General features: G+C 55.1%; 28 protein-coding genes. 22 read left to right on the forward strand and 6 right to left on the reverse strand.

Annotated elements, in window-relative coordinates; translation table 11 throughout:
• Window positions 1-20 precede the first annotated feature (20 nt).
• The gene (locus tag EVJ32_RS03255; RefSeq protein WP_131456590.1) at window positions 21-521 is read left to right on the forward strand and encodes a PTS sugar transporter subunit IIA; all 501 of its coding nucleotides are present in this window, start codon (window positions 21-23) and stop codon (window positions 519-521) included.
• Between the two features lie 89 nt (window positions 522-610).
• Entirely contained in the window at window positions 611-1,210 is a 600-nt protein-coding gene (locus EVJ32_RS03260; RefSeq protein ID WP_016509316.1) for a helix-turn-helix domain-containing protein, read from the forward strand.
• 43 nt (window positions 1,211-1,253) lie between these two features.
• On the opposite strand, the gene EVJ32_RS03265 is transcribed toward EVJ32_RS03260, so the two are convergent.
• The 3 genes from EVJ32_RS03265 to EVJ32_RS03275 form a co-directional block, all read right to left on the reverse strand.
• On the reverse strand, window positions 1,254-1,679 hold the full coding sequence (locus EVJ32_RS03265) for a hypothetical protein (RefSeq protein ID WP_070328620.1): 426 nt from the start codon (window positions 1,677-1,679) through the stop codon (window positions 1,254-1,256).
• Window positions 1,680-1,742: 63 nt separating this feature from the next.
• Window positions 1,743-2,936 (reverse strand): ABC transporter permease, encoded by a 1,194-nt coding sequence (locus tag EVJ32_RS03270; RefSeq protein WP_131456592.1) that lies wholly within the window; start codon window positions 2,934-2,936, stop codon window positions 1,743-1,745.
• Window positions 2,926-3,816: an ABC transporter ATP-binding protein gene (locus tag EVJ32_RS03275; RefSeq protein WP_131456594.1), complete on the reverse strand. Its 891-nt coding sequence runs from the start codon at window positions 3,814-3,816 to the stop codon at window positions 2,926-2,928. The genes EVJ32_RS03270 and EVJ32_RS03275 overlap by 11 nt, the downstream gene beginning before the upstream one ends.
• Window positions 3,817-3,936: 120 nt before the next feature.
• Here EVJ32_RS03275 and EVJ32_RS03280 point away from each other — a divergent pair, with 120 nt between their 5' ends.
• Both EVJ32_RS03280 and EVJ32_RS03285 read left to right on the forward strand, forming a co-directional pair.
• Window positions 3,937-4,881 (forward strand): VOC family protein, encoded by a 945-nt coding sequence (locus tag EVJ32_RS03280; protein ID WP_131456596.1) that lies wholly within the window; start codon window positions 3,937-3,939, stop codon window positions 4,879-4,881.
• Window positions 4,878-5,477 (forward strand): alpha/beta hydrolase, encoded by a 600-nt coding sequence (locus EVJ32_RS03285; RefSeq protein WP_070328624.1) that lies wholly within the window; start codon window positions 4,878-4,880, stop codon window positions 5,475-5,477. Before EVJ32_RS03280 ends, EVJ32_RS03285 begins: the two co-directional genes overlap by 4 nt.
• Before the next feature lie 5 nt (window positions 5,478-5,482).
• On the opposite strand, the gene EVJ32_RS03290 is transcribed toward EVJ32_RS03285, so the two are convergent.
• The gene (locus tag EVJ32_RS03290) at window positions 5,483-5,971 is read right to left on the reverse strand and encodes a restriction endonuclease subunit S domain-containing protein (protein ID WP_070328625.1); all 489 of its coding nucleotides are present in this window, start codon (window positions 5,969-5,971) and stop codon (window positions 5,483-5,485) included.
• Between the two features lie 250 nt (window positions 5,972-6,221).
• Here EVJ32_RS03290 and EVJ32_RS03295 point away from each other — a divergent pair, with 250 nt between their 5' ends.
• The 6 genes from EVJ32_RS03295 to EVJ32_RS03320 all read left to right on the forward strand — a co-directional run bounded on the left by EVJ32_RS03295 (window position 6,222) and on the right by EVJ32_RS03320 (window position 11,003).
• On the forward strand, window positions 6,222-6,773 hold the full coding sequence (locus EVJ32_RS03295; RefSeq protein WP_131456598.1) for a hypothetical protein: 552 nt from the start codon (window positions 6,222-6,224) through the stop codon (window positions 6,771-6,773).
• A gap of 94 nt (window positions 6,774-6,867) precedes the next feature.
• Window positions 6,868-7,923 (forward strand): acyltransferase family protein, encoded by a 1,056-nt coding sequence (locus tag EVJ32_RS03300; protein ID WP_131456600.1) that lies wholly within the window; start codon window positions 6,868-6,870, stop codon window positions 7,921-7,923.
• A 72-nt stretch (window positions 7,924-7,995) separates the two neighbouring features.
• Window positions 7,996-8,331 carry an Asp23/Gls24 family envelope stress response protein gene (locus EVJ32_RS03305; protein WP_131438761.1) on the forward strand — a complete coding sequence of 112 codons (336 nt, stop codon included), beginning with the start codon at window positions 7,996-7,998 and terminating at the stop codon, window positions 8,329-8,331.
• A gap of 201 nt (window positions 8,332-8,532) precedes the next feature.
• Entirely contained in the window at window positions 8,533-9,198 is a 666-nt protein-coding gene (pgmB, locus tag EVJ32_RS03310; protein ID WP_131456602.1) for a beta-phosphoglucomutase, read from the forward strand.
• A gap of 218 nt (window positions 9,199-9,416) precedes the next feature.
• Window positions 9,417-9,830, forward strand: a complete 414-nt coding sequence (locus tag EVJ32_RS03315) for a Rok-like winged helix domain-containing protein (RefSeq protein ID WP_131456604.1) — start codon at window positions 9,417-9,419, stop codon at window positions 9,828-9,830.
• A gap of 120 nt (window positions 9,831-9,950) precedes the next feature.
• Complete coding sequence (locus EVJ32_RS03320) at window positions 9,951-11,003, forward strand: glycosyltransferase family 4 protein (protein ID WP_131456606.1); 1,053 nt, start codon at window positions 9,951-9,953, stop codon at window positions 11,001-11,003.
• A gap of 57 nt (window positions 11,004-11,060) precedes the next feature.
• On the opposite strand, the gene EVJ32_RS03325 is transcribed toward EVJ32_RS03320, so the two are convergent.
• Both EVJ32_RS03325 and EVJ32_RS03330 read right to left on the reverse strand, forming a co-directional pair.
• A complete protein-coding gene (locus EVJ32_RS03325) occupies window positions 11,061-12,062 on the reverse strand; it encodes an LCP family protein (RefSeq protein WP_131456608.1) in 1,002 nt (333 codons plus the stop codon).
• 41 nt (window positions 12,063-12,103) lie between these two features.
• Window positions 12,104-12,745, reverse strand: a complete 642-nt coding sequence (locus EVJ32_RS03330; protein ID WP_131456610.1) for a YigZ family protein — start codon at window positions 12,743-12,745, stop codon at window positions 12,104-12,106.
• 174 nt (window positions 12,746-12,919) lie between these two features.
• Between EVJ32_RS03330 and EVJ32_RS03335 the strand changes: the two genes are divergently transcribed.
• From EVJ32_RS03335 to flgK, 12 genes are all read left to right on the forward strand, one after another.
• Window positions 12,920-14,044: a sensor histidine kinase gene (locus EVJ32_RS03335; protein WP_201738337.1), complete on the forward strand. Its 1,125-nt coding sequence runs from the start codon at window positions 12,920-12,922 to the stop codon at window positions 14,042-14,044.
• Window positions 14,045-14,066: 22 nt separating this feature from the next.
• A complete protein-coding gene (locus EVJ32_RS03340; RefSeq protein WP_131443248.1) occupies window positions 14,067-14,762 on the forward strand; it encodes a response regulator transcription factor in 696 nt (231 codons plus the stop codon).
• Between the two features lie 95 nt (window positions 14,763-14,857).
• On the forward strand, window positions 14,858-15,706 hold the full coding sequence (locus tag EVJ32_RS03345; RefSeq protein ID WP_131456614.1) for a DegV family protein: 849 nt from the start codon (window positions 14,858-14,860) through the stop codon (window positions 15,704-15,706).
• 15 nt (window positions 15,707-15,721) lie between these two features.
• On the forward strand, window positions 15,722-16,465 hold the full coding sequence (treR, locus tag EVJ32_RS03350; protein WP_131456616.1) for a trehalose operon repressor: 744 nt from the start codon (window positions 15,722-15,724) through the stop codon (window positions 16,463-16,465).
• 203 nt (window positions 16,466-16,668) lie between these two features.
• Complete coding sequence (gene treP, locus EVJ32_RS03355; protein ID WP_131456618.1) at window positions 16,669-18,117, forward strand: PTS system trehalose-specific EIIBC component; 1,449 nt, start codon at window positions 16,669-16,671, stop codon at window positions 18,115-18,117.
• Window positions 18,118-18,199: 82 nt separating this feature from the next.
• Window positions 18,200-19,834, forward strand: coding sequence for an alpha,alpha-phosphotrehalase (gene treC / locus EVJ32_RS03360; RefSeq protein ID WP_131456620.1), 1,635 nt, complete (start codon window positions 18,200-18,202; stop codon window positions 19,832-19,834).
• Between the two features lie 124 nt (window positions 19,835-19,958).
• Window positions 19,959-21,113 carry a DEAD/DEAH box helicase family protein gene (locus EVJ32_RS03365; protein WP_131456622.1) on the forward strand — a complete coding sequence of 385 codons (1,155 nt, stop codon included), beginning with the start codon at window positions 19,959-19,961 and terminating at the stop codon, window positions 21,111-21,113.
• Window positions 21,110-21,778: a ComFC family protein gene (locus EVJ32_RS03370; protein ID WP_131456624.1), complete on the forward strand. Its 669-nt coding sequence runs from the start codon at window positions 21,110-21,112 to the stop codon at window positions 21,776-21,778. The genes EVJ32_RS03365 and EVJ32_RS03370 overlap by 4 nt, the downstream gene beginning before the upstream one ends.
• Before the next feature lie 58 nt (window positions 21,779-21,836).
• Entirely contained in the window at window positions 21,837-22,181 is a 345-nt protein-coding gene (locus EVJ32_RS03375; RefSeq protein ID WP_131456626.1) for a flagellar protein, read from the forward strand.
• Between the two features lie 24 nt (window positions 22,182-22,205).
• Window positions 22,206-22,457, forward strand: a complete 252-nt coding sequence (locus EVJ32_RS03380; protein ID WP_131456628.1) for a flagellar biosynthesis anti-sigma factor FlgM — start codon at window positions 22,206-22,208, stop codon at window positions 22,455-22,457.
• 110 nt (window positions 22,458-22,567) lie between these two features.
• Window positions 22,568-22,924, forward strand: a complete 357-nt coding sequence (gene flgN / locus EVJ32_RS03385; RefSeq protein WP_070328643.1) for a flagellar export chaperone FlgN — start codon at window positions 22,568-22,570, stop codon at window positions 22,922-22,924.
• Window positions 22,925-22,936: 12 nt separating this feature from the next.
• Entirely contained in the window at window positions 22,937-24,439 is a 1,503-nt protein-coding gene (gene flgK / locus EVJ32_RS03390; RefSeq protein ID WP_201740681.1) for a flagellar hook-associated protein FlgK, read from the forward strand.
• The last annotated feature ends 5 nt before the right edge of the window (window positions 24,440-24,444 follow it).

Consider the following 24,444-nt stretch of genomic DNA (forward strand, 5'->3'; position numbering starts at 1 on the left):
CATGTTGGAGGGATTAAGCTATGGGATTCTTTAAAAAACTTTTTGGTGGTAAAGACGAGCAATTGAACGCGGTGTCACCACTTACAGGGAAAGTCATCGATATTACGAACGTGCCTGACCAAGTGTTCTCACAAAAAATGATGGGTGATGGTATCGCCATCGAACCGACAGACGGAAAAGTCGTGTCACCGGTCAACGGGACAATCGCGACGGTCTTCCCGACGAAACATGCGATCGGCATCAACGCGGACAACGGTGCGGAGTACTTGATCCACATCGGTTTGGATACGGTCAACCTTAAAGGTGAAGGCTTCGAGACGCACGTCACGGAAGGCCAAGCCGTCAAAGCAGGCGACGCGCTCGTCACGTTCGATCTTGACTTCATCAAAGCGAACGCACCGTCGACGATCACACCGATCATCATCACGAACCATGACAGCTTCGCTGTAAACAAACTTGTTGCCGAAGGCGACAACGTCACAGCCGGTTCATCTGAAGTCGTCGAGTTGACGAAAAAATAATTAATTCGACCACTTGCTCGGAAGCATGCGCTTCCGAGTATTTTTTTGTGGATTCGGGAACTATAATGGAAAAGAGGGGGGAGAATGCAATGGATGGTAAAAATGCACCGTACCGGGGTTATGGGGACCGGATCCGAATCTTGCGTGAGCGGACGGGTATCTCGATCGAGGCGCTCGCCGAACAGATCGGTGTCGCTCCGTACTTTATTCGCCGGACCGAGCTCAGTGAAGTGTACCCGACGATGCCTTACATAGAGGCGCTCGCCGAGGCGCTGAAGATTGACGCGAACTACTTGGCACGGCACATTTGGACGGGGGAGTCCTTGAAGGTGCTCATGAAAGGCAAAGCCCCTGAACTCGAACAGATGAAGCTCGCCTATGAAGAAGCGATGCACGGGAAGTCGACGGAAGACATGCAGCATCAGCTCGAGACGCGCATGCGCATCTTCGACTTGATGCACGAAGAGGAACTGCGCCGCATCTTTGAAGAGGACGAGGAACCGACGTCGCACCACGCGTTAGAAGCGTTGGTCGATGCCGTGCTCGACCTCGGACGGACGCATGAGGCGACACATCGCATCGTCCCGTTCGCCCGCTACGTCGATCAGCTCGTCCCGGAACAGTTCGTCGATAACTCGTTCCAATATACGGAGTTTGGCATCGTCGATAAGTCGTATAAGTTACAGTGAGCACAAAAAAGCAGCCGTTCTGAGCAGAACGGCTGCTTTTGATTTAACGCATTGGTCTTGCTTCATAACGCACTTTCGGTTTCGTCCCGGCAAGCAGGAAGCCGAGCACGATGTTGAGAATCGTGAGCACCCAGCCGATGTAACCGAACGTATAGGCGAGGCTCGCGAGCATCGTCTGCCAGTCGAGTAAGGATGCGGCATCACCGCGAACGGTGAAGCGGATGATCGTGAATCCGACGAGTGTCGTCAGCGTGATCAAAATCCCGATCCACGCGCCGCCGAACCTTGACGTCTCAGAACGTCGACTGACCGGATACCAAAACGCGAGCGTTCCGAGGAACGTGCTGCCCGCGTATGCGAGCAAGATTTGCCACAACGCGTCGGCCTCTAAGAAGACGGTATAACAGATGAACGTCGTGAGCGTCGTCATGAATGTAAAGATCAAGGCTGCGAGTAATCGTGATCGCATAGTTCGTTTCCTCCTCATTTTGCACATTCTTTAGAGTATACGAAAACGAAAATGCTGTAAACGTTATTGACGATTTTGTAATATTTGACGCCATTGTTTAATCGCGTTCTTCCCGTAGAACAGGACGCCGCCGCGATAGAACTTCGAACCGATCCAGAGAATGACACCGATCGAGCCGAGCATGATGCCGATCGACAAGGCGACTTCCCAGACCGGTACGTCGACGAGCATGACGCGGAGGAACATGAGCATTGGCGTGAAGAACGGGACGAACGACAAAATCGTGACGATTTGCGCGTCCGGATTATTCAACCCGAACATCGCGGCGAGGAAACCGGCGACGAGGAGCATGATGACCGGCATCGTCATCTGCTGCGACTCTTCGACACGGCTGACGAGCGAGCCGAGGACGGCGAACATGGCCGCATAGAGCAGATAGCCGAGCGTGAAGAACGTCAATAAGTAGATGACGGCCCGGGCGTTGCCGGCGTTGTCGATGACCGATTGGGCCATCTCATTGCTGCGGGCACTGAAGTAACCGAACCCGAGGAAGATGCCGATCTGTAACAGGGCGAGCGTACCGATCGCCGAGATCTTGGCGAGCATGTGCGTCACCGGATGCGTCGTCGAGATGATCAGTTCCATGACGCGCGACGACTTCTCGGTCGTCACTTCGGTCGAGATCATCGAACCGTACGTGATGATCGATACGTAAAGCAGCATGAGCATGATGTAGACGAACGCGAATGACGAGAACAGCTCTTCTGAGTTCTCGCCGCCACGGCCGAGGTAAGACTCCTCAATCGGGACCGGCTCGTTCAAGGCGGCGAGGACGGTCGGATCGATGTTCGACGTCTCGATCAGCTCGGCGTTGCGGACTTCGCGGAGCGCCGTCTGCAGGAGTGTCGTGAAATCGGGCTCAGGACGGTCGGACAAGACGCGGGCCGAAGCGCCGTCGGTGAAGGCGACGATCTCGTAGTCCCCGTTATCGAGCCCAACGCGCGCCTCGGCTTCGGTGATATCGGCCGATTCGACCCCTTCGTAACCGAGCGACTGCATGATTTCAGTCAGTTCGGCGTTTTGCGTGACAAGGAGCGCCTGGCCTTGATCGGTGTCCTCGAAGTTCGCGAGCAGGCGGTCGATGTTCGTGAAGCCGAGGATGAACACAATCGTCAAGATTGTCGAGATGAGGAACGCCTTCGACCGAAGTTTCGAGCGTAGCGTGAACGCGTACAATGGTTTGAAGTTATGAAACATGGCTGCCTACCTCCTTGATGAAGATGTCGTTGAGCGAGACGGGTTGGCGCATGAACGTCTTGACGGAAGCATCTGCTTGCACGAGGGCGCCGAGCACCGCGTCGCTGCCTTCGAACGAGTCGAGCCGGACGAGGTGACCGTCGCGATGAGGTTCGACCGCTTTGACGATCGGGAGTGCCGTGAGGACGTCGACGCGATCGGTCTCGATGAAGAGCACGGGCTCGGCGTAATGCGACTTGATTGTCGGGACATCGCCGCTGACGACGGCGCGGCCGCCTTTCAAGATGCCGATATGTTGGCACAGCTCTTCGACGTGCTCCATCCGGTGACTCGAGAAGACGATCGTCGTCCCTTCGTCGCGCAGGGCGAGCACTTCACGCTTCAAGATCTCGACGTTGACGGGATCGAGGCCGCTGAACGGCTCGTCTAAAATGAGCAGTTCTGGGTTGTGGAGCAGCGCCGCGATCAACTGAATCTTTTGCTGGTTTCCTTTTGACAGCTGTTCGACACGCATCAATTCGTACTGCGGGATCTCGAGTCGTTCGAGCCACGACTTGACGGCACGTTTCGCCTCAGTTGACTTCATGCCTTTCAGGCTGGCGAGAAAGACGAGCTGGTCGCGGACGGGCGACTTTGGATACAGGCCGCGCTCTTCCGGCAAATAGCCGACGATGCGGTGGTCGACGTTGCGTCCGTCCCAGCGAATCGTGCCGTCAGTCGGCTTTAAAATGTCTAAGATCATCCGGAACGTCGTCGTCTTGCCGGCACCGTTCGCCCCAAGCAGGCCGTACATCTCGCCACTAGGGACGTGAAAGCTCAAGTCGTCGACGGCCGTGAACTCCCCGAACTGCTTCGATACACGATCAATTTGTAAAGTCATATGTAAGTCCTCCCTATTTAGGTGTCTACTCCTAGCGTACGGCATTGTGAGCAAAAAGTTTCACTTTTTATCGGAAATGATTTATCTTGAAATCAAGATAATGAAAAAGGGGGATACGTCATGACGACGCACTCAGCAGGTATCCATCACATCTCGGCGATGGTGAAAGACCCGCAACGCACATTAGATTTTTACGGCAACGTCCTCGGTATCCGCTTCATCAAGCAGACGGTCAACTTCGACGACCCGGGTACGTACCACTTTTACTTTGGGGATGAAACCGGGACGCCGGGGACGGTCATCACGTTCTTCCCGATCCCGGGTATCGGGAAAGGCAGCGTCGGCAGCGGGCAGGTCGGTGTCACCGCGTATCTCGTACCAGTTGGCAGCCTCTTGTTTTGGGAGAGTCGCCTGCAAGCGCACGGTGTCGCGACGGTCGCGACCGAACGGTTCGGCGAGCCGTCACTGTTGTTCGAAGACCCGGACGGACTCGTCGTCGAGCTCGTCGCGCGGGCGAGCACGAAACAGACGGACTGGCTCGTGTCAGGTATCACGAAACAAGAAGCGATCACCGGGTTCGCCGGGGCGACGCTCTTGTCGAAAGACCCGGAGGCGACGGTGCGGTTATTGACCGAGCTGTTTGGCTTCACGAAGACGGGGGAAGACTCGGAATGGGTCCGACTCATCGCTTCGGCCGATTACGGCAACGTCATCGACGTCAAAAAGGCCGTCCTCCCGAACGGCGTGCCCGGTGCGGGGACGGTCCACCATATCGCCTGGCGCATCGCGGACGGCGACGAGTATACGACGTGGCAAGACGCGATCTTTGACCTCGGCCTCCGTCCGACCGAGGTGAGAGAGCGGCACTACTTCCGCTCGGTCTACTTCCATGACGAAGGACGCATCTTGCACGAGCTCGCGACCGACGCACCCGGGTTCCTCGTTGATGAAACGATCGACGGACTCGGCAGCGTATTGAAGCTGCCGGACTGGCTCGAAGTCGACCGCGACAAGATCACACGAACGCTACCCATCATCACAATCCCGAGAGGAGACAGAATATGATTCATCAATTCATTAAAGGCACGACCGAGACGACGCTCGTCTTGTTGCACGGTACAGGCGGGACGGAGCAGGACTTGATCCCGCTCGCCCGTGAACTATCAACTGAAGTGAACATTCTCACGCTCCGGGGCGACGTCCTCGAGAACGGCATGTCCCGGTTCTTCCGCCGTCATGCGGAAGGCGTGTTAGACCTTGAAGATTTGAAGAAACAGACGGAGCGCTTCCTCACGTTTCTTGACGAGGCGGCAGCTAAATACGGCGTTGCCCGCGACAAGATGATCCCGCTCGGCTACTCGAACGGTGCCAACTTGATCGGATCGGCCTTATACCGGGACAACGCGTTCAAAGCGTCGCTCTTGTTCCATCCGATGGTACCGGACCGCTCGCTCACGCTCCCTGACTTGACGGGTGCGACCGTGTTCATCTCGGCCGGCGAGCGTGACCCGATTTGTCCGAAACAAGAAACAGAAGAGCTGACGTCGACGCTACGGGAAGCCGGAGCGGACGTCGAGCTCTTCTATCACGGGGGCGGGCACGAGCTGCGAATGGAGGAAGTCGAAGCAGCTCGGGCATGGGTTGTGCCGTTAATCGATTGAAACGGTCAGGCCATTTTCTTCGGTTTGGACGATCTCGAGTAGACGACGAGGACGCCACGATCAATCAAATAGGCAGCGAACATACGTTTCGCTTCTTCAGCACGAACGGTTCGGTCGATTTGGATGTACAGTCGGCCGAGCTTTTTTTGTGAGGTGCGGGTCAACAACCAGATCGAGTCGAGCGTGTATTGCCAGCTCCGGAGTGTGTCCGCCCCGACATACATGTACCGGTTCGACGTGCGCTCGAGCAGGTAGTTGAGCCACCAGACGTCACGGGCGAGCTTCATGACGACACCGGCCACGAACGAGATGCCAATCAGGAACAAGACTGAAGCGACCGGATGTAAGGCGTTGAACCGTTCACGGAGCGGTTCGAAAGCGATGATGAATAAACCGATCGTAAACGCGCCGATACTCCACCAAAATCCAAAGTTAGAGAACGAACGTTTCGGGTCATGGACCACGTGATGACGGTTACGGATGACAGAAGCCATTCTCCACACCTCCTTTATTAGAATATTCTGATTATTTAGTAAAACCACTATACTATACTCTACCCACTCTCGTCCATTTGAATACGCGCAAAACCTGCTCGCGCATGAAGATTTGTTAACGATTCGGCTTGCAAGCGGCAGATACGGGGAATGATGACAATGACGTCATCATTTTTTTGTTGAATCGTAATTTCATCGCTCGTAAAAATCGGCTATGATGGGAAAGGAAAAAAATGAAGTGGGTGGTCAGATGAAGAAGCTAAAAGTCGGCGAACTGCGTGCCGAGTTGAAGCGTTTCACTCAAGATGAGTTGATTGAGCTCGTCGTCGGCTTGTATAAACAGCACAACGATGTGAAGACGACGTTGAACCGATACTTCAACGAAGGGTTCGAACAAGAAGAGGTCCACCGACTCGTCGATGCCATCCAAAAGCTAGCCGAGCCGAATCCGCGGAATCTATTCAAATTCACTCAATTACGGGAAGGGGCGAAGTTTGTCAAAGAGGCGACCGCATTCACCGACCCGGTTGCGACAAACGTTGTGCGGGTCTTTTATCTAAACTATTTCGTCGAATATGTGGAAAGGCAGGCCGATGTGATTCATTCGGTCGCGCCGGGTGAGTTGAACGCTTATTTCACCGAATTCGATAAGCTGATGAAGACGTTACAAACAGAACCCGAGCTCGTCGTCTTCGGACTGACCGAAGAAGTCGATCATTTGTTCGAGCACGTCCCGGCTGAGGACAAGGCGGTCCTGCTCAAGTGGTGGGAGCGAAAGAAACGCCAACTGAACGAAACATGATCGGTGCAGGGAACGGCTGAAATCCGGGTCGTCGCTCAGAAGCGATACGCCAACATCAAAGAGGAAAAGCAACAGGAGAACTAGAGGGGACGCTATGCGAAATCATTGGTACGACAATATTAAAGGCGTACTCGTCTTGCTCGTCGTCTTCGGTCACTTGCTGACCGATGTGCGCGGTGCCTACGACGATTTACTGCCGAAGTGGGTTTATTTGTTCTTATATACGTTTCATATGCCGTTATTCATTATGCTGAGCGGTTACTTCTTCCGGGAGAACCGTTATTTGCGTGTCATCCAGCTGTTCGTCGCCTACGTGATCTGGCAAGTCATTCTCGGCTCGTGGTTCGCCTTCACGGAAGGGGTCCCGCTCTTGTCGCTCGAGAACCCGGGACTGAACGTGCTCAAGCCGTACTGGGCGCTCTGGTATTTGATGGCCATCGTCATCTGGTACGTCATCACGCCGTACGTGACCCAGTTGAAAGGGTATGTGCTCTATGCGCTGTTGTTCGCCCTGTTGTTCGGCTTCCAAGAAGAATCGACCGGGTTCTTCGCGCTCCGGAAAGTCATCATGTTCTATCCGTTCTTCTTGATCGGCAACTGGATGAGTGAGCGCAACACGATGAACTTCTTCGAGTTGCCGAAGCGGGCCGAGCAACGGAACCGTTACCGAATCGGCGGCGCGGTCGTCTTCACCGTGCTCACGCTCGGACTGCTCGCCTCGATGAGCTTTCAAAAAGAAGGCACGTTCTATCATGTCGGCAACTTGTTCAAGTTCCGGTTCGCCTACGAGACGGCGGTGCCGGAGGCGATTTGGAGCGGTCCGTTCGCTTTCTTGATCGTCTATACGGTGTCGACGCTCATGGCCGTCAGCTTCGCGCTCATCGTGCCGGGGCGTGAGTTGCCCGTGTTCACGCGGGCAGGGAAGTATAGTCTATACGTCTACTTGGTCCATGTGTTTTTAATCGTCGCCTGGAAGGCGTTCGTGCCGGCCGGATTCATGCCGACGTCATGGCAACAGTTGCTCGTCTTGTTCGGTGTCGCCTGCCTCATCGTCCTGCTCATCATCAGCCCGCCGGCCGTCCGGATGTTGAGGCCGCTCGTCGAGATCGACGTCCGCCGCGCGCAGGACGTGAAAGACCGAAAATCGTAAACCCTTTTCTAAACGGCGGTTTTCCGCTACACTTTAGATGGAAACCGAAACTAGAGCTAAGGAAGTGACAGCATGCCATATGAAAATGGAATGAACAGTACAGAAGGAGACGTCAACGTCTCACGCCACGTCGTCGAGATGATCGCCGCGGTCGTCGTCAAAGAAACGAAACACGTGTCGTTCACACAAGAAGACACGAAACTCTCAGAGCGTGCGCTCATGAAGCACGTCAAAGTCGATGAGTCGTCGGAAGGCGTCATCATCAACTTGTCGCTCTACATCGCTTACGGTCAATCGATCGTTAAGACGGTGACGGCCGTCCAAGAGCGCATCACCCAAGACATGGATACGATGCTCGCGATGACACCGCTAGCGGTGAACGTGAAAGTCGTCGGTATTCAATTGTAAAATGGTAGGAGGAGCGAAGCGCTCTTCCTATTTTTTATTTTTCTGCGAAAGCGGTTGCATAGATGAGGCGTTATCCGATATAATAGAAATCGAACAAGTGCAACCGTTTGCATCATTGACCAATCGTGCAACGGGTACTTGTCAAGTTCCCTAAATGTAGTCTGAGGACACAAACATTTGAAGGAAAGGCGGAAAGCATGTATGTCGACGATAGAAGCAGTCATTTTTGATTTGGACGGTGTCATCACTGACACCGCGGAGTACCATTACCTCGCTTGGAAACAACTCGGAGAAGAGCTCGACATTCCATTTGACCGCGAGTTCAATGAGACGCTCAAAGGCGTGAGCCGGACTGACTCGCTCGAACGCATCCTTGCGCTCGGCGGAAGACAGGACGATTTCACCCCGGATGAAAAGGCGGAACTCGCCCAGAAGAAGAACGAGCATTACGTTGAACTCATTCAGCATATCTCTTCGGCCGATTTGCTTCCTGGCATCGTTTCATTTCTTGATGAAATTAAAGAGGCCGGTCTCAAAATCGGAATGGCATCTGCTTCAAAGAACGCATTCGCGGTCGTTGACGCACTTGGTGTCCGCCATTACTTCGATCACATTGTCGATGCAGCAACTGTCGCCGACTCAAAACCACATCCCGAAGTGTTTTTGAAGGCTGCCTCTGCCCTTGGCGTGAAACCCGAACATGCCATCGGCGTTGAAGACGCAGCCGCAGGCGTGACTGCAATCAAAGCGGCAAACATGTTTGCTGTCGCCGTCGGGGAAGAGTCGATGCTTGGTCATGCAGACCTCATCGTCGCTTCGACCGATGAACTTTCGCTCCGACGCATCCTCGAACGCGCCGGCGCGTGACAGACTACGTTCATCTTCCGTGAGATGACGACTGCCCCGAACAGTCGTCATCTTTTTTTGCGGGCCAAAAGTCCTAAAAAGACAAAAATGCCCAAAAACAGATGACAAACACATTACACCTCCGTTACACTTTTAGAAGATAATAAGTAATAATTAGAAAATCTTGATTTAAAATAGGTAATCGAGAAGTTCAATTGGATGTAGAAGGGGAATTGTGTATGGAATCTACGAACATCAACGAACATATCTATCGGGAACTGATGGAGATCGAGGAGTCGTATCGTCAATTACAGCGCCGGGCCGAATACTTAATTTCTGAACTGAGCCGGGACAAACGGGAAGAAGAGCTGTCGACAGATCCATCAAAACGGCTGCGTCCGCGTCGCGTCAATCAACGTTATCCGCTCGAGGTTTACGTCCATCAGGTCACAGACCTTTTGAAAGAACGGCAGACGATGAGTGTGCGTGACATCCAGATGGAGCTCGAGCTTCGCTACCGTCACCACATTAGCAACATCTACCAATTGATGGTCAAGATCGAATCGGTCAACCCGGAAATCAAGAAAGTCGGGCGTGGACTATATACATATGCATCAGCTGAAGAAATCACGACTGAACCAGCACACGCTTGACTTTTATCCGACGAGACCGCTCGTCGGATTTTTTGTTGTAACATTTCTGATACGATTTTGGTGACGGGAAATATGCTATAATTCGCCAGAGTCTATTTTTTTGAGAGAGGAAAGTTGGCCATGTTATGGATTGCCATGTTGGTCAGTTTTGTGATGGCCATCTTGATCACGCCGCTCGTTCGCCGGTTCGCTTTTCTGATCGGAGCGGTCGATCACCCGAACGCCCGAAAAGTACATTTACGGACGATGCCGCGAATCGGCGGCCTCGCCATCTTCATCGCCTTCCTGATCGGCTACGCCTTGTTGTTGCCGACGAGCCGTTATAACGAGGCCATCTTGATCGGAGCGGTCATCATCATCTTGACCGGCCTGATCGATGACCGGTTCCAGTTGAACGCCCGCATCAAGTTGATGGGGCAGATGATCGCGACGGTCGTCGTCTTGAACGCCGGGATGCGGATCGAACTCATCAACTTGCCGTTCGACCAACAGCTCTATCTCGGCGCTTGGAGCATCCCGGTGACGTGTCTCTGGTTGATTGGGATCACGAACGCGATCAACTTGATCGACGGCCTCGACGGTCTCGCCGCCGGGGTCTCGAGCATCGCGCTCGGGACGATCGCGCTTCTGGCCATCATTCAAGGGAACGTCTATTTGACGATGATGGCGCTCTTGCTGCTCGCGAGCACGCTCGGGTTCCTCGTCCACAACTTCTACCCGGCGAAGATATTCATGGGGGACACGGGTGCGCTCTTCCTCGGCTACATGCTCGCCGTGTTCTCGCTGATCGGCTTCAAGAACGTGACACTGTTCTCGCTCGTCGTGCCGGTCCTCTTGCTCGGACTGCCAATCTCGGATACGATCTTCGCGATCGTCCGCCGGCTCGTCCAAGGGCGCCCGCCGATGTCGCCTGACAAGTCACACATGCACCACCAATTGATCGATATGGGGTTCACGACGCGCCAAGCGGTGCTCCTCATGTATGGGATGACGTTCTTCTTCGGCATCGCCTCGATTCTGTTCGCGAAGACGACGATGGTCGGTGCCGTCATCACGTTCGTCATCGTCTTGATCGTCATCGAACTGATCGTCGAGTCGACGGAGTTGATCCACCCGAACTACAAACCGATCATCCAGACGTCACGCCGCCTGCTCGGCCGGGCGAAGACGTGACTTGGATATACACATAGAAACGACCAAGGACGCCATGTCCTTGGTCGTTTTTTTAGGTCAATACGTCGTCGTCTCGCTAAAACCGTCGCCTGGGTCAGGTCCACTGTCTTCGGCCGTGACCGGAAGACCGAGCTCTGTTTTCAACAGTGCCCGCTTATCGTTCAAATCCGCCTGGTCCAACTCATAATAGTAGACACCGCCGATCGTCAAGTCGCCGCCTTCTAGCGTCTCTTGGTTGAATGAGCGGAGTGATTTCGTATACGGCTGGAGCTGGGACGCCTCGGAGAGCGACATGTTCGTTCGGATATTATTGCCGACCGCAGTCATGATCCGGTTGAGCTTCGTGAACGAATTGATCGTCGTCGCCTCGTTGATGATGGCCTCGAGCACTTGTTGTTGGCGCTTGGCCCGGCCGATGTCGCCTTCTGGGTCGTCTTTCCGCATGCGGGAATAGGCGAGTGCTTCCTTGCCGTCTAGCATCTGGACGCCCGGTTCGAGCTCGACGTTGCCGGTGGCCCGTCCTGAGATCGGGATCAACACGTCGACTTCGACGCCGCCGACCGCGTCGACGAGGTCTTCGATGCCGTCAAAGTTGATCGTCGCGTAATAATCGATCGGGATGTCAAACAGCGTCTCGACCGTGGCGATCGTCGTGTCGATGCCGCCGTACGCATACGCATGGTTGATCTTGTCCTTGAACTCGCCGTCCTCCGTGACGATATCGACGTACGCGTCGCGGGGGATACTGACGAGCGTCACTTGGCGAGATTCCTTGTTGAACGTCGCCACCATCAGTGAGTCGGTCCGTCCCTCTTCGAGCGAGGCGCCGCCATCGACGCCGGCGAGCAGGACGGAGAAGTGATTTTTCGTCAAATCGATCGTGTCGTCGCGACGTTCCGATTTGTCGCCACGCGTCAGTTCGCTGTTCGTGGTCTCTGCCGTCTCGTTCGCCTTGAAAACGAAGTAGCCGAAGGCCGAACCGCCGATCAGCAGGACGAGGCCAAGCACGAGCAGACCGATTGTCCACACGGAGCGTTTCTTGCGGGAGTCTTGTTCCATGTCGTCTCCTCATTTCAGTCATTTCTTTTAGTATACGGGACCTAGCGCACAAAATCACGTTCGATGATACGGACGTCCTGGGTCTCGAGTCCGCCTTGACCGTTCGTCAAATCGACGAGCCAGGCGAGCGCTTCCTCGGTCGCTTCGACCGGTACCGAGATGTGGAACGTGACGGTGTCGGCATAGACAATCTCGTCAAGCAAATAAGTGGACTGGCGGAGCTCGTTCTCGACTTTCCCGATCCATCCGTAGTCGACCGTGAGCGTGAGACGTTGCATCGGCAACCGTTCGACGATCCCGACCGCATCGAGCCCGTCACTCACCGTCCCGCCGTAGGCGCGGATGAGTCCGCCGCCGCCGAGCTTGATGCCGCCGAAGTAGCGGGTGACGACGACGACCGTGTCTTTCAAATTGCGTTTACGGAGCACTTCGAGCATCGGCAGGCCGGCCGTCCCGCTCGGCTCGCCGTCATCGTTCGCTTTTTGGAATTCGTTCCGGGCTCCGATGATGTAGGCTGAACAATTATGATTGGCGCTCCAATGCGCTTTTTTGATCGTTTGGATGAACGTCTGGGCTTCCGCTTCGGTCGCGACGCGTTTAAAGTGAGCGATAAATTTTGATTTTTGTATGACGACCTCGTATTCTCCGTCTTGTTTTATAGTATAATTTTGTTCAGTAGACATTTCTGAAAATTCTCCTTTCTATTTTCATGTATTTTTTTTGAAATCGAGTAGGCGTCTGTAGATTAAGTGGCGAATTGTGAAGACAGCCTCTGATTCTTACTGGAAACGAACGCTTATGCAGTCGATAATAGAAACAAATGAGGACTTACTACCGAACTATTAGGGGATGGCATCGTGAATCATATTACCGATCGTACAGCATTAGAGCATATCATAACAAATATGATTGATACGGTGACGGAGAGTAAAGAGGAGATCGTCCGTATAACTGAAAATTCAGCTAATGAGTATTCGTCGATCCAAACGGAGTTAAAAGAGTTGACGCAAAAGATCGAGTTTCACATTAAAGAGTCCGAGCGCCTCGATCTATTAGTGAAAGCGGCGAAGAATAAACTCGTTCAAGTGAGTAAGAAGTTCCATATACATAGTGAGCAAGAGATTCGCGAGGCGTATGAACTCGCCAACCAGATGCAGCTCGAGCGGTTCCTCATCCAAAAAGAGGAGATGGTGAGCCAGCAGCGCCGAAACGACCTCGAGCGGCGGTTGCTCGTCCTTCAGGATACGATGGAGCGGGCGGACCGGTTAGTCAGCCGCGTCACGGTCGTCCTCAACTTTTTACGCGACGACCTGCAGCAAGAGTATTCGGACATGATGAAGAAGCAAGAGATGGCGATCAGCGTCTTCGAGGCGGCTGAGCGTGAGCGGCGCCACCTGGCCCGGGAAATGCATGACGGCCCCGCGCAATCCCTTGCCCATATTTTGATTCGGGCCGACTTGATCGAGAAGACGTTCGACCGAAGAGGCAAGGACGAGGCGTTCGCCGAACTGCACGAGCTGAAACGGCTGATTCGTGGGGCGCTCGTCGACGTGCGCCGCTTGATTTACGACCTGCGGCCGATGTCGCTTGACGACCTTGGCTTCTTGCCGACGCTCGAGCGTTATTTACATCAGACGGAAGAGTACACGGCGATCAAGACGCGGCTCAACTACCGCGGCAACCGGGCACGTCTCTCGGAAAAACTCGAGATCAACGTCTTCCGGCTCGTCCAAGAGGCGGTCCAAAATGCGATCAAGCATTCGAAGACGACGGAAATCATCGTCAACGTCGAGCAAGCGCTAGACGTGATTCACATTCACGTGCGCGATCACGGGGTCGGCTTCGTGCCGAGTATGATCGGGCAAGAGTCGTTCGGTATCGTTGGGATGCGCGAACGGATCGAGCTTGTGAACGGCAGTATCAATATCGATTCGGAAATCGGCAAAGGGACGGTCGTCCGCATGTCGATCCCGATTTTGTAATACAGATAAAGGGGAGTGTACGATGGAAATGACAAATACAATCCGCATCGCAATCGTCGATGACCATGAGCTGTTTCGAGAGGGCTTGAAGCGGATCTTTGATTTAGAAGACGAGTTCACCGTCATCGCTGAAGGGCGGACGGGTGCTGATGCGATTCGCATCGCCAAAGAGGAGAAACCGGAGATCATGATCCTCGACATCAACATGCCGGACTTGAACGGGATCGAGGCGACGAAACAGTTGACCGCGGCATCGTCGGACACGCGCGTCCTCATCCTGTCGATCCATGACGACGAATCTTACATAACGCATGCGCTCGAGGCCGGGGCATCGGGCTTTCTGTTGAAAGAAGTTGCTTCAAGCGAACTCATCTCGGCCGTTCGTTCGGTCGCGAAAGACGGGGCGTACTTGCACCCGAAAGTGACGACGAACGTGTTGAAGGATTATCGCCGCCTGCTCCAGTTCAAAGGAGAACAAGCCGAACGGAATGTCGTGAACCGGATGGACGATCCCGTTTATCGGTTGCTGTCGCGCCGTGAGGTCGAAGTGCTCCACTTGCTCGCCGATGGCCGCTCGAACCGCGACATTAGCGACATGCTGTTCATCAGTGAGAAGACGGTCAAGAACCACGTCTCATCGGTCCTTCGCAAAATGGAAGTGAACGACCGGACGCAAGCCGTCGTCGATGCGATCCGCCGCGGGTGGGTCGAGATTTGACCTTGACCGATGCAATACATCGCTTTTGTGCTACAATATGGAATGGAATCTTAATTCAATTGGAAAAACGAAACGATGTAAAGTGAGGATATAGTATGGGAAACATAGCGATTTTGACCGACAGTACCGCTTATTTGCCGGCCGATTTTTGTGAGCGCCACGACGTCCACGTCGCACCGCTCAGCGTCATCTTCGGCGGAGAATCTTTCCGTGAGGCCGTCGATATCACGACGGAGGCGTTTTATGAACGGATCGAGGCGGGGAATTTGCCGACGACATCGCAACCGATCATCGGGGAGACGGTCGAACTGATCGACAGCCTTCCGGCTGAAGTGACCGACGTCGTCGCCATCACGCTCTCGAGCGGGATCAGCGGTACGTATCAATCGATGATCGCCTTGAACAACATGGTCGATGTCAACGTGCATACGTTCGACTCTGAGATCTCGTGCATGCCTCAGGCGTTTCTCGTCGAAGAGGCCGTCCATATGCGTGACGCTGGGGCCTCGGCCGAGGAGATCATGCAGCATCTCGAGAAGACGCGTGAACGGATCCGTGCCTATTTCGTCGTCGATGACCTCGACCACCTCCAACGGGGCGGACGGCTCAGCGCGGCGCAAGCGCTCGTCGGCTCGTTCCTGCAGATCAAGCCGGTCCTTCATTTTCAGGATAGACAGATCGTCCCGTTCGAGAAGATCCGGACGTACAAGAAGGCGGTCCGTCGCATCGAAGAGATGATGGACCAATCGATCGTCGGTGACGGCGCCGGCTATTGCATCGGCATCATCCACGCCAACTGCCCGGAACGTCAGGCCGAAGAGATTGCCTCGATGAAACAGAAGTTTCCGCAAGCGCAAGTCACGGGTGGTCATTTCGGACCGGTCATCGGGACACACCTTGGCCCTGGTGCGATCGGCATCACGTGGTATCACTGCGAACGCTAAACAGAAGACGGCCAAATGGTCGTCTTTTTCGATGAAGAAAGGAGTGGGCTTGTGGCCAAGTATCGTCAAATCTACGAACGGCTCGCCGAACGGATGAAAACGGGTGAGTACGAGGCGGAGTCGAAACTGCCGTCGGAGACAGAACTCATGCATGAATATGAGGCGAGCCGAGGCACGGTCCGTAAGGCGCTCGATCTGCTCCAAGAGCACGGCTACGTCCGCAAACATCACGGCAAAGGCGTGTTCGTGCTACGCCGCGACCAGATCGAGTTCCAGTTCAACGGCATCGTCAGCTTCTCGGAAATATACGCCAGTATGCTCGGACGTTCGATCGAGACGAGCGTCGCCTCGTTCGAGGAGATCGAGGCACCAAGTTGGCTCGCCGAGCGGATGGGCCTTGAGCCCGCCACGCTCGTCTACCGGATCGAACGGGTCCGCAACTTCGACGGGGAGAACGTCATTTTAGACGTGAACTATTTCGTCAAAGACCTCGTCCCCGGTCTGACGAAACAGGTTGCCGAGCACTCGATCTATCAATACGTCGAGCACGAGCTCGGGCAACAGATCAGCTATGCGAAGCGGAAAATCGCGGCCGAGGACGTGACCGAGCTTGACCGGTCGCGGCTCGACTTGGGTCATTACGAATATGTCATCGTCATCACGAACGACACGTTTTTGTACGAGGGCCGGCAGTTCGAATACACCGAGTCCCGTCACCGGCTCGACAAGTTTCAGTTCAGCGATGTGGCCCGTCGTTAAGGCTCCTTCTTCAAGAAGGGGTCTTTTTGTCGTTTTGAATCGGGAGGAGAGGGAACAAAAATAGTGAACGCTTGTCACACAGTCGTCACGATAAACTTATATAGATAAGTTGTTGACAGGACTCGTCTATATAAGTTAAACTTTGTTTGTAATCATATGTAACCGTTCTCAACAAACGCTTTCACACAAAGGAGGCCTATCTTATGAAGGCAGATTATCGTCAAATCGCCGCGGATATCCTAGAAGCCATCGGAGGCAAGGATAACGTCGATAAAGCGGCGCACTGTGTCACGCGACTCCGTCTCTCACTGAAAGATCAGTCGCTCGTCAATGAGGCAAAAGTAAAAGAAGCCGATCTCGTCAAAGGGGCGTTCGAGAATTCGGGCGTGTACCAAGTCGTCATCGGTGCCGGGGACGTCGAGCGCGTCTATGCCGAGTTCATCAAACTCGCCGGGCTCGAGGCGGCAACGGTCGCTGAAGTCAAATCGTCCGGCGGCAAGAAGATGAACCCGCTCCAAAAACTCGTCAAAGTGTTCTCGGACGTGTTCATGCCAATCATCCCGGCCATCATCGTCGCCGGTCTCTTGATGGGGATCAACAACTTGCTCGCCTCAGAAGGATTGTTCGTCGACGATGCGACGCTCATCGAGGCGTATCCGAACTTGCAAGGCTTATGGGACCTCATCAACATGATGGCGAACACGGCGTTCATCTTCCTGCCAGCCCTCGTCGGTTGGTCGGCAACGAAGCGTTTTGGCGGCAGCGAAGTGCTCGGTATCGTCATGGGTCTACTGCTCGTCCACCCGGACTTGTTGAACGCATGGGGTTACGGGCAAGCGGCGCTTGAAGGCGATATCCCGACGTTCGACATCCTCGGGCTGTTCGAAATCGAGAAAGTCGGCTATCAAGGTCAAATCTTGCCGATTTTGGCCGCGGCCTTCATTTTGAGCCATATTGAAATGTTCTTGAAAAAACATGTTCCGAACGCGATTCAGCTACTCGTCGTGCCGATCACGACAATCGTCGTCACAGGTTTCCTCGCCCTTGCGATCGTCGGACCGGTCACACGTGGAATCGGTAACGTCATCGCGACGAGCCTCGTCAACGTGTTCGAAGCAGTACCGATTGTCGGTGCGCTATTGTTCGGTTTGTTCTACGCACCGCTCGTCGTCACGGGGATGCACCACTTGTTCATCGCGATCGACTTGCAACTCATCGCGGAGACGGGCGGCACGTTCATCTGGCCGATGCTCGCTCTGTCGAACATCGCCCAAGGTTCGGCTGCGTTCGCTATGTTCTTCGTCTACAAGCACAACGCCAAACAAAAGAGTATGGCGTCGACGTCAGCGATCTCGGCTTACTTCGGGATCACCGAGCCGGCCATGTTCGGGGTGAACTTACCGAACAAATTCCCGTTCTACTCGGCGATGATCGGATCGGCGACTGCCGCCATCTTCATCACGCTGAACGACGTCCAGGCCATCGGGATCGGCGTCGGGGGACTCCCTGGCTTCCTGTCGATCTTCACGGACAAGATCTTGCTCTTCATCGTCGGGATGATCATCGCGATCGTCGTCCCGTTCGTGCTCACGTTCGCCTTGTCGAAACGCTACATGAAAAAAGGCGAACTCAAAGAAAACAAAGTTGCATAATAGGGGAAAGACCAGGGGAGGGACGGAGGTTCTTCCCCTTTTCCTATCAAAATGAAAACTCTTACAAAAGGAGCTGTCGTTCATGACACAAACAAACTGGCGCAAATCAGTCGTCTATCAAATCTATCCAAAAAGCTTTTACAGCCCGGAAGGTAACGCTACCGGCTCGATCAAAGGAGTGACGTCGAAACTCGATTATCTGGCCGAGCTCGGTATCGAATATATTTGGATGACACCGGTGTACAAGTCACCGCAAAACGATAACGGGTACGACGTGAGCGACTATTACGCAATCGACCCGTCGTACGGGACGATGGATGATTTGGACGAGCTCGTCCGCGAGGCCGAGGCGCGCGGGATCGGACTGATGATGGACATCGTCGTCAACCATTCGTCGACCGAGCATGAGTGGTTCCAAAAATCGCTCGCCGGTGACGAACGGTACCGGGACTATTACATTTGGCGCGACGAACCGACGAACTGGGAGTCGAAGTTCGGGGGCAACGCCTGGAAGTATGACGACAAGAGCGGTCAGTATTTCCTCCACTTGTTCGACGAGACGCAGGCCGACTTGAACTGGGAGAACGAACAGATGCGCGAGGACGTCTACGAGATGATGCGGTTCTGGCGCGAGAAAGGCATCAAAGGGTTCCGCCTCGACGTCATCAACTTGATCTCGAAGCAACAGGACTTCCCGGAGGACGAGTCGGACGGCCGCAAGTTTTATACGGACGGACCGCGCATCCATGAGTTCTTGAAAGAGATGAACCGCGAAGTGTTCGAGGGGCATGACGTCATCACGGTCGGCGAGATGTCGTCGACGACGCTCGACCATTGCGTCCGCTACTCGAGCCCGGACGAGCGTGAGCTCAGCATGACGTTCAGCTTCCACCACTTGAAAGTCGACTACCCGAACGGCGAGAAGTTCGTCGCCGCACCGTTCGATTTCGTGCAGCTGAAAGATATCATGTCGACGTGGCAGGAAGGGATGCATGGTAAAGGCTGGAACGCCATCTTCTGGTGCAACCACGACCAGCCGCGCGTCGTCAGCCGCTTCGGCAACGATACCGACCACCGCGTCGAGAGCGCCAAGATGCTCGCGACCGTGCTCCACGGCCTACAAGGGACACCGTACATCTATCAAGGCGAAGAGATCGGCATGACGAACCCAGGGTTTGACTCGCTCGACGAGTACCGCGACATCGAGACGCTCAACATCTACAAGTTGAAGCGCGCCGAGGGCGTGTCGCACGAGGACATGATGGCCGCCATCAAACAGAAGTCACGCGACAACTCACGGACGCCGATGCAGTGGGACGCGACGCCGCACGCCGGCTTCACGAGCGGGACACCGTGGATCAACGTGGCGCCGAACTATACGGAGGTCAACGTCGAGACGGCGCTCGACGACCCGGATTCGGTGTTCTACCACTACAAGAACTTGATCTCGCTCCGCAAAGAGCTCGACGTGTTGACGGACGGGGACTATACACTGTTGACGAAACAGGACCTAGACGTCTGGGCATACACACGGAAGACGGACGAAGAAGAAGTACTCGTCGTCGCCAACTTCTATGGGCCCGAGACAACGTATGAGATTCCTGAATCGTTCACGTGTGCCGACGTCGTTAGCCATAACTACGACGTGCCGCAGCTCGACGGAACGACGTTGTCGCTCCGGGCGTACGAGGCGATCATGTTCCATAAACAGAAATAAGCGTAGGCCTGACTCGATCCGAGTCAGGCCTTGTTGTGTGTCGTAACACCATCCCATCCGGTGAACAAGCGAGTTCGTGCTTCGTCACGGCCCGTGCTACCGTCAAGAAAAAAAGGGGATTCGTATGGGACAACTCATCATCAGTCCGACCGGGAGACCGGCCATCCGCTTCGGCGTCTGTCAGCGCTGTCTGAGCACCGATATCCGCGCGTTCACCTGTCATCACGGCGCCTGTCAGTATTGCCGCAACTGCTTGCACCTCGGGCGCGTCTGTCGCTGTGACTATTTAGAAGAGCGGGATATCACGACACCGCCTGAACCGACCGAGCTCGTCATGCCGTTCGCACTGGCAGACGCGCAACAACGTGTCAGCGAGCAACTGCTCACGTGGTGGGAGAAACGACAGACCGGTCTCGTCCACGCCGTCTGCGGCGCCGGCAAGACCGAGATGGCGTTCCCGGTCATCGAGCGCGTCGTCAACGAAGGGGGGCGGGTGTTGATCGTCTCGCCACGGCGTGATGTCGCCATCGAGTGGGCCGATCGTCTCGAGGCAAGTTTCACCGTCCCGATCACAAGGCGCTACGGGGGCGGGGACAAGGAATCGATCGGGATGATCACCGTCGCGACGGCCCCGCTTCTTGTGAATTTGCGCGACGTGTTCGATTATGTCCTCGTCGACGAGTCGGACGCGTTCCCGTTCGCCTTCGACTTGTCGCTCTGGTGGACGCTCTGGCGCGCCGGGAAAGGTGTCTTCTTGTTCGTGACGGCGACACCGACGCTCTGGCAGCGCCAGTTCCCAACCATCCACTTGTCGCGCCGCTACCACGGCCACGACTTGCCGGTGCCGCGGCTCGTCAAACAGACCGATGAGGCCATTCTCGACTTTTGCCGGAGCCATGAGGCGCCGCGCCTGTTGTTCGTCCCGACGAAACCGGACCTTGCCCGTTATGGAAAGCTACTTGAGACGGCCGGGCTCGACTACCGGGCCGTCTCGGCCGACACTGATGAGCGGACGGATACGCTCGTCTGGATAGAAGAAACGAACGGCATCGTGCTCGCGACGTCGATTTGGGAGCGCGGCATGACCGTCCGCGGCGTCCAGGTCGCCATTCTCGATAGTGACCATCGGCTGTTCTCGACGCGCGCCCTCATCCAGATGGCGGGTCGGGCCGGACGGAAGCCTGACGCGCCGACCGGGGACGTCGTCTTGTTCTATACCGAGCGGACGTTCCGGCAAGACCGGACCATCCGCGCGATCGAGGAGGCGAACCGGCGATGAACTGCCTCGTCTGCCGCCAACTGATGACGGTGCCGTGGAGTCCGGCGACGCTATTGAAACGCGACTGGGTCTGTCCGGACTGTGAAGCGATGTTGACCCCGCTCGAAGCGGGATGTCCACGCTGCGGTCACCCTAGCCCAGACGGGAAGACGTGCCCGGACTGCATCCGTTGGCTCGCGCTCGGTCTCGATTTGACGGTCCGTTGCCTCTACGTTTACGACGAGGCCGGTACGAATTGGCTCCATCGCTTCAAGTTCGGCGGGGACGTCGCGCTCGTCGGCCACGTGACAGACGTGCTCAAACGGACGCGCGAACCGGGCGCCATCTACGTGCCGATCCCGCTCGGGGAGGAGCGGCTTTTGACGCGTCGCTTCAACCAGGCCGACGTGCTCGCCCGATCGATCGGACCGACAAAACAACTCCTTCAAAAAGAAGAGGTTTCAAGTCAGCGTGAATTTGGGAAAGGAGAAAGGCGGCACCGTCCAAACCCGTTTGCTGTACAAGCTGCGACTACATATGGGAAAATCGTGCTCGTCGATGACGTCTATACGACCGGCACGACGCTCCACCAAGCAGCGTACACACTGAAGAAAGCCGGCTATGCAGAAGTTTCTGCGGTTTGCCTGTTCCGGGCGCTAAACAAATCAAAAATGCGTCCGATATAAAGGGCAGAGGTGAATGACATTGGAAGCAGCAACTTGTCAGATGTGTGGGCGTTTGTTTATGAAACAAAGCCGCTCGCCGTACTGTCCGTCATGCAGTGAAGTCGATTTCCAAAACTTCTTGAAAGTTCGGGACTTCATTCGGGAACCAGCCAACAAACAGACAACGATCGGGGCCTTAGTCGAAGCGACAGGTGTCTCCGAACTTGATATCACGCGATATATCCATGAAGGACGCTTGATCATCAAGGACAACCCAGCAATGAGCATCGCTTGTGTGCGCTGCGGCAAGGCGACGAACGAAGGAAAAGTTTGTTCGGCTTGTCAGGCGGAGATGCAGCAAGAACTACAAGGTTTACAAGCAACTGTAACCAAAACGAGCGCTCGCGCTTATCGTTTGGACTAACAACTTAGAAGAGGGGGGACACGCATGCGCATCGATTCTGCAAAGTGGGTACATTTACCGAACACTTACGAGAAGAAAACGCAAGCCGAGACGAAGCCCGAGCTAACACGCCAAACGGACCGAATATCGATATCGGCAGAAGCCCGCGCCCGGTTTGAAGAACCGGTGAAAAATCCGGACCGTCTTGAGAAGATCAGCGCCTTGAAGGCGGAGATCAACGCAGGGACGTATACACGGGACGCGCGCGACATCGCCAAACGCTTTCTACAAGGATGAATGGAAGCGAGGTCCGCTTGAGGCCTTCGCACTTATAACACGGCACGGAAGCTGACTAGACAAGGGAACCCCTTTTTAGTCAGCTCTTTTTTTGGAAAAAGGAGACCATTATGCTCACATTACATACACGTTTACTCGAACTCGCTTACGCAAAAGAACAACTGCTCATCAAAGGTGATATGCCCGCTTTCAGCGCGCTCGTCAAAGAAGAAGCGACGATTGTCCGACAAATCGGACAAAAAGAGACGGAACGACTTCAAGGTTTGCTCGTTTTGGACGATGAAGAGAAGGAAGCGCTACGACCGGTGCTGTTCGAACTGAAGCGACAGAATGAACTGAACGCGACGTTGCTCGAACAGTCGCTCCGGTATATCAATTGGCATTTGGACATGCTCATGCCAGAAGCAGACGATTTCACATACGGGCAACAGGCGTTCGAGACACGCTCGTTCAGCCGTGACGTATAAGGAGGAACATTCATGGGCTCAACATTTATGGGATTAGAGACGGCGCGACGCAGTTTGACGACGCACCAGTGGGCGCTGCAGGCGACGGGGAACAACGTCGCCAACGCCTCGAACCCGGGTTATTCGCGCCAGCGGCTGACGATCGGCATGACCGAGCAACTGAGTGTCAACTTCGGCGGAACGAAGGCCGGACAGTTCGGCACCGGTGTCCGCGGCGAGACGCTCGCCCGCATCCGTGACTTGATGGTCGACCAACAGTACCGTGACGAGACGGTCAAAAACTCGTTTTACGCGACGAAAGAAGCGGCGTTCGGCCGGATGGAGGATATCATCAACGAACCTTCTGAGAATGGTCTCGCCAAATCACTCGACTTGTTCTGGGGATCGCTCCAAGACTTGTCGGTCAACCCGGATGACACCGGCGCCCGCAGCGTCGTTCGTCAACGGGCGATGACGCTCGCCGAGACGTTCAACTATATGTCGTCCTCGCTCACGAAAGTCCAAGACGATTTGAAGTCAGAAGCCGACGTCGTCATCAAGAAAGTGAACGACCTGTTGACGAAGATCAGCGACGTCAACCGCCAAATCGGGGACGCAGAACCGCTCGGCGCGCTCCCGAACGAACTGTATGACGCACGTGACCGCTACATGGACGAGCTCGCGCAATACGTCGAGTTCGAGCGCAAACCGGTCGACTACTTGAACGGCGAGACGCGCGGTAACTCGCAGCGGATGGCCGAGGGGCGGATCGACATTGTCGTCAACCTCGGAACGAAAGCCGCACCGAACAACGTGACACTCGTTGACGCCATCGGAGGAGGGGTCGGGAAATTTGACGGCCTCGAATTGACGGATGCGGCAGGCGCAGTCACGCCGCTCACCCACGCCGAGATTCCGAACGGGAAGTTGAAAGCACTCGTCGAAATGTATGGCGAGGGTGCGAGCGAAGGGATTGACGGGGCCTTCACCGTCATGCTGAAAGATTTGGATGAGATGGCCAATCAATTCGCGACTGCCTTCAACACCGCGCATAGTGGCAATATCGATGCGACAGGCGTCGCCGGCACGGATCAATTCTTCGTGAACGTGACGAGTGCGGCGGATATAACCGTCGGCGATGACATTATGAAGAACCTCGATTTGATCGCTGCTTCAAAAGACGGCAACATCGGCGACGGCAGTGGGGCGTTGGCGCTTGCCGACTTGAAGAACCAAGCGTTGGCGTTTACGGGCGGCTCGGTCACGACCAATTCGTCGATCGGGAAGTATTATCAAAACGTCATCGGCAACATGGCCGTCTCGGCGAGCCAGAGCGGAAGTCTCGCCAAGAGCACGTTCGCGCTCATGGCGAGTTCGGACCAACGCCGCCAATCGGTGAGCGCGGTCTCGCTCGACGAAGAGATGACGATGATGATCCAGTATCAGCACGCCTATAACGCGGCGGCACGGAACATCACGGCGGTCGACGAGATGCTCGACAAAATCATTAACGGCATGGGTGTCGTAGGGAGGTAATGAGT

The organism is Exiguobacterium sp. SH5S4 (assembly GCF_004337045.1).
GTDB classification, from domain to species: Bacteria; Bacillota; Bacilli; order Exiguobacteriales; family Exiguobacteriaceae; genus Exiguobacterium; species Exiguobacterium aurantiacum_A.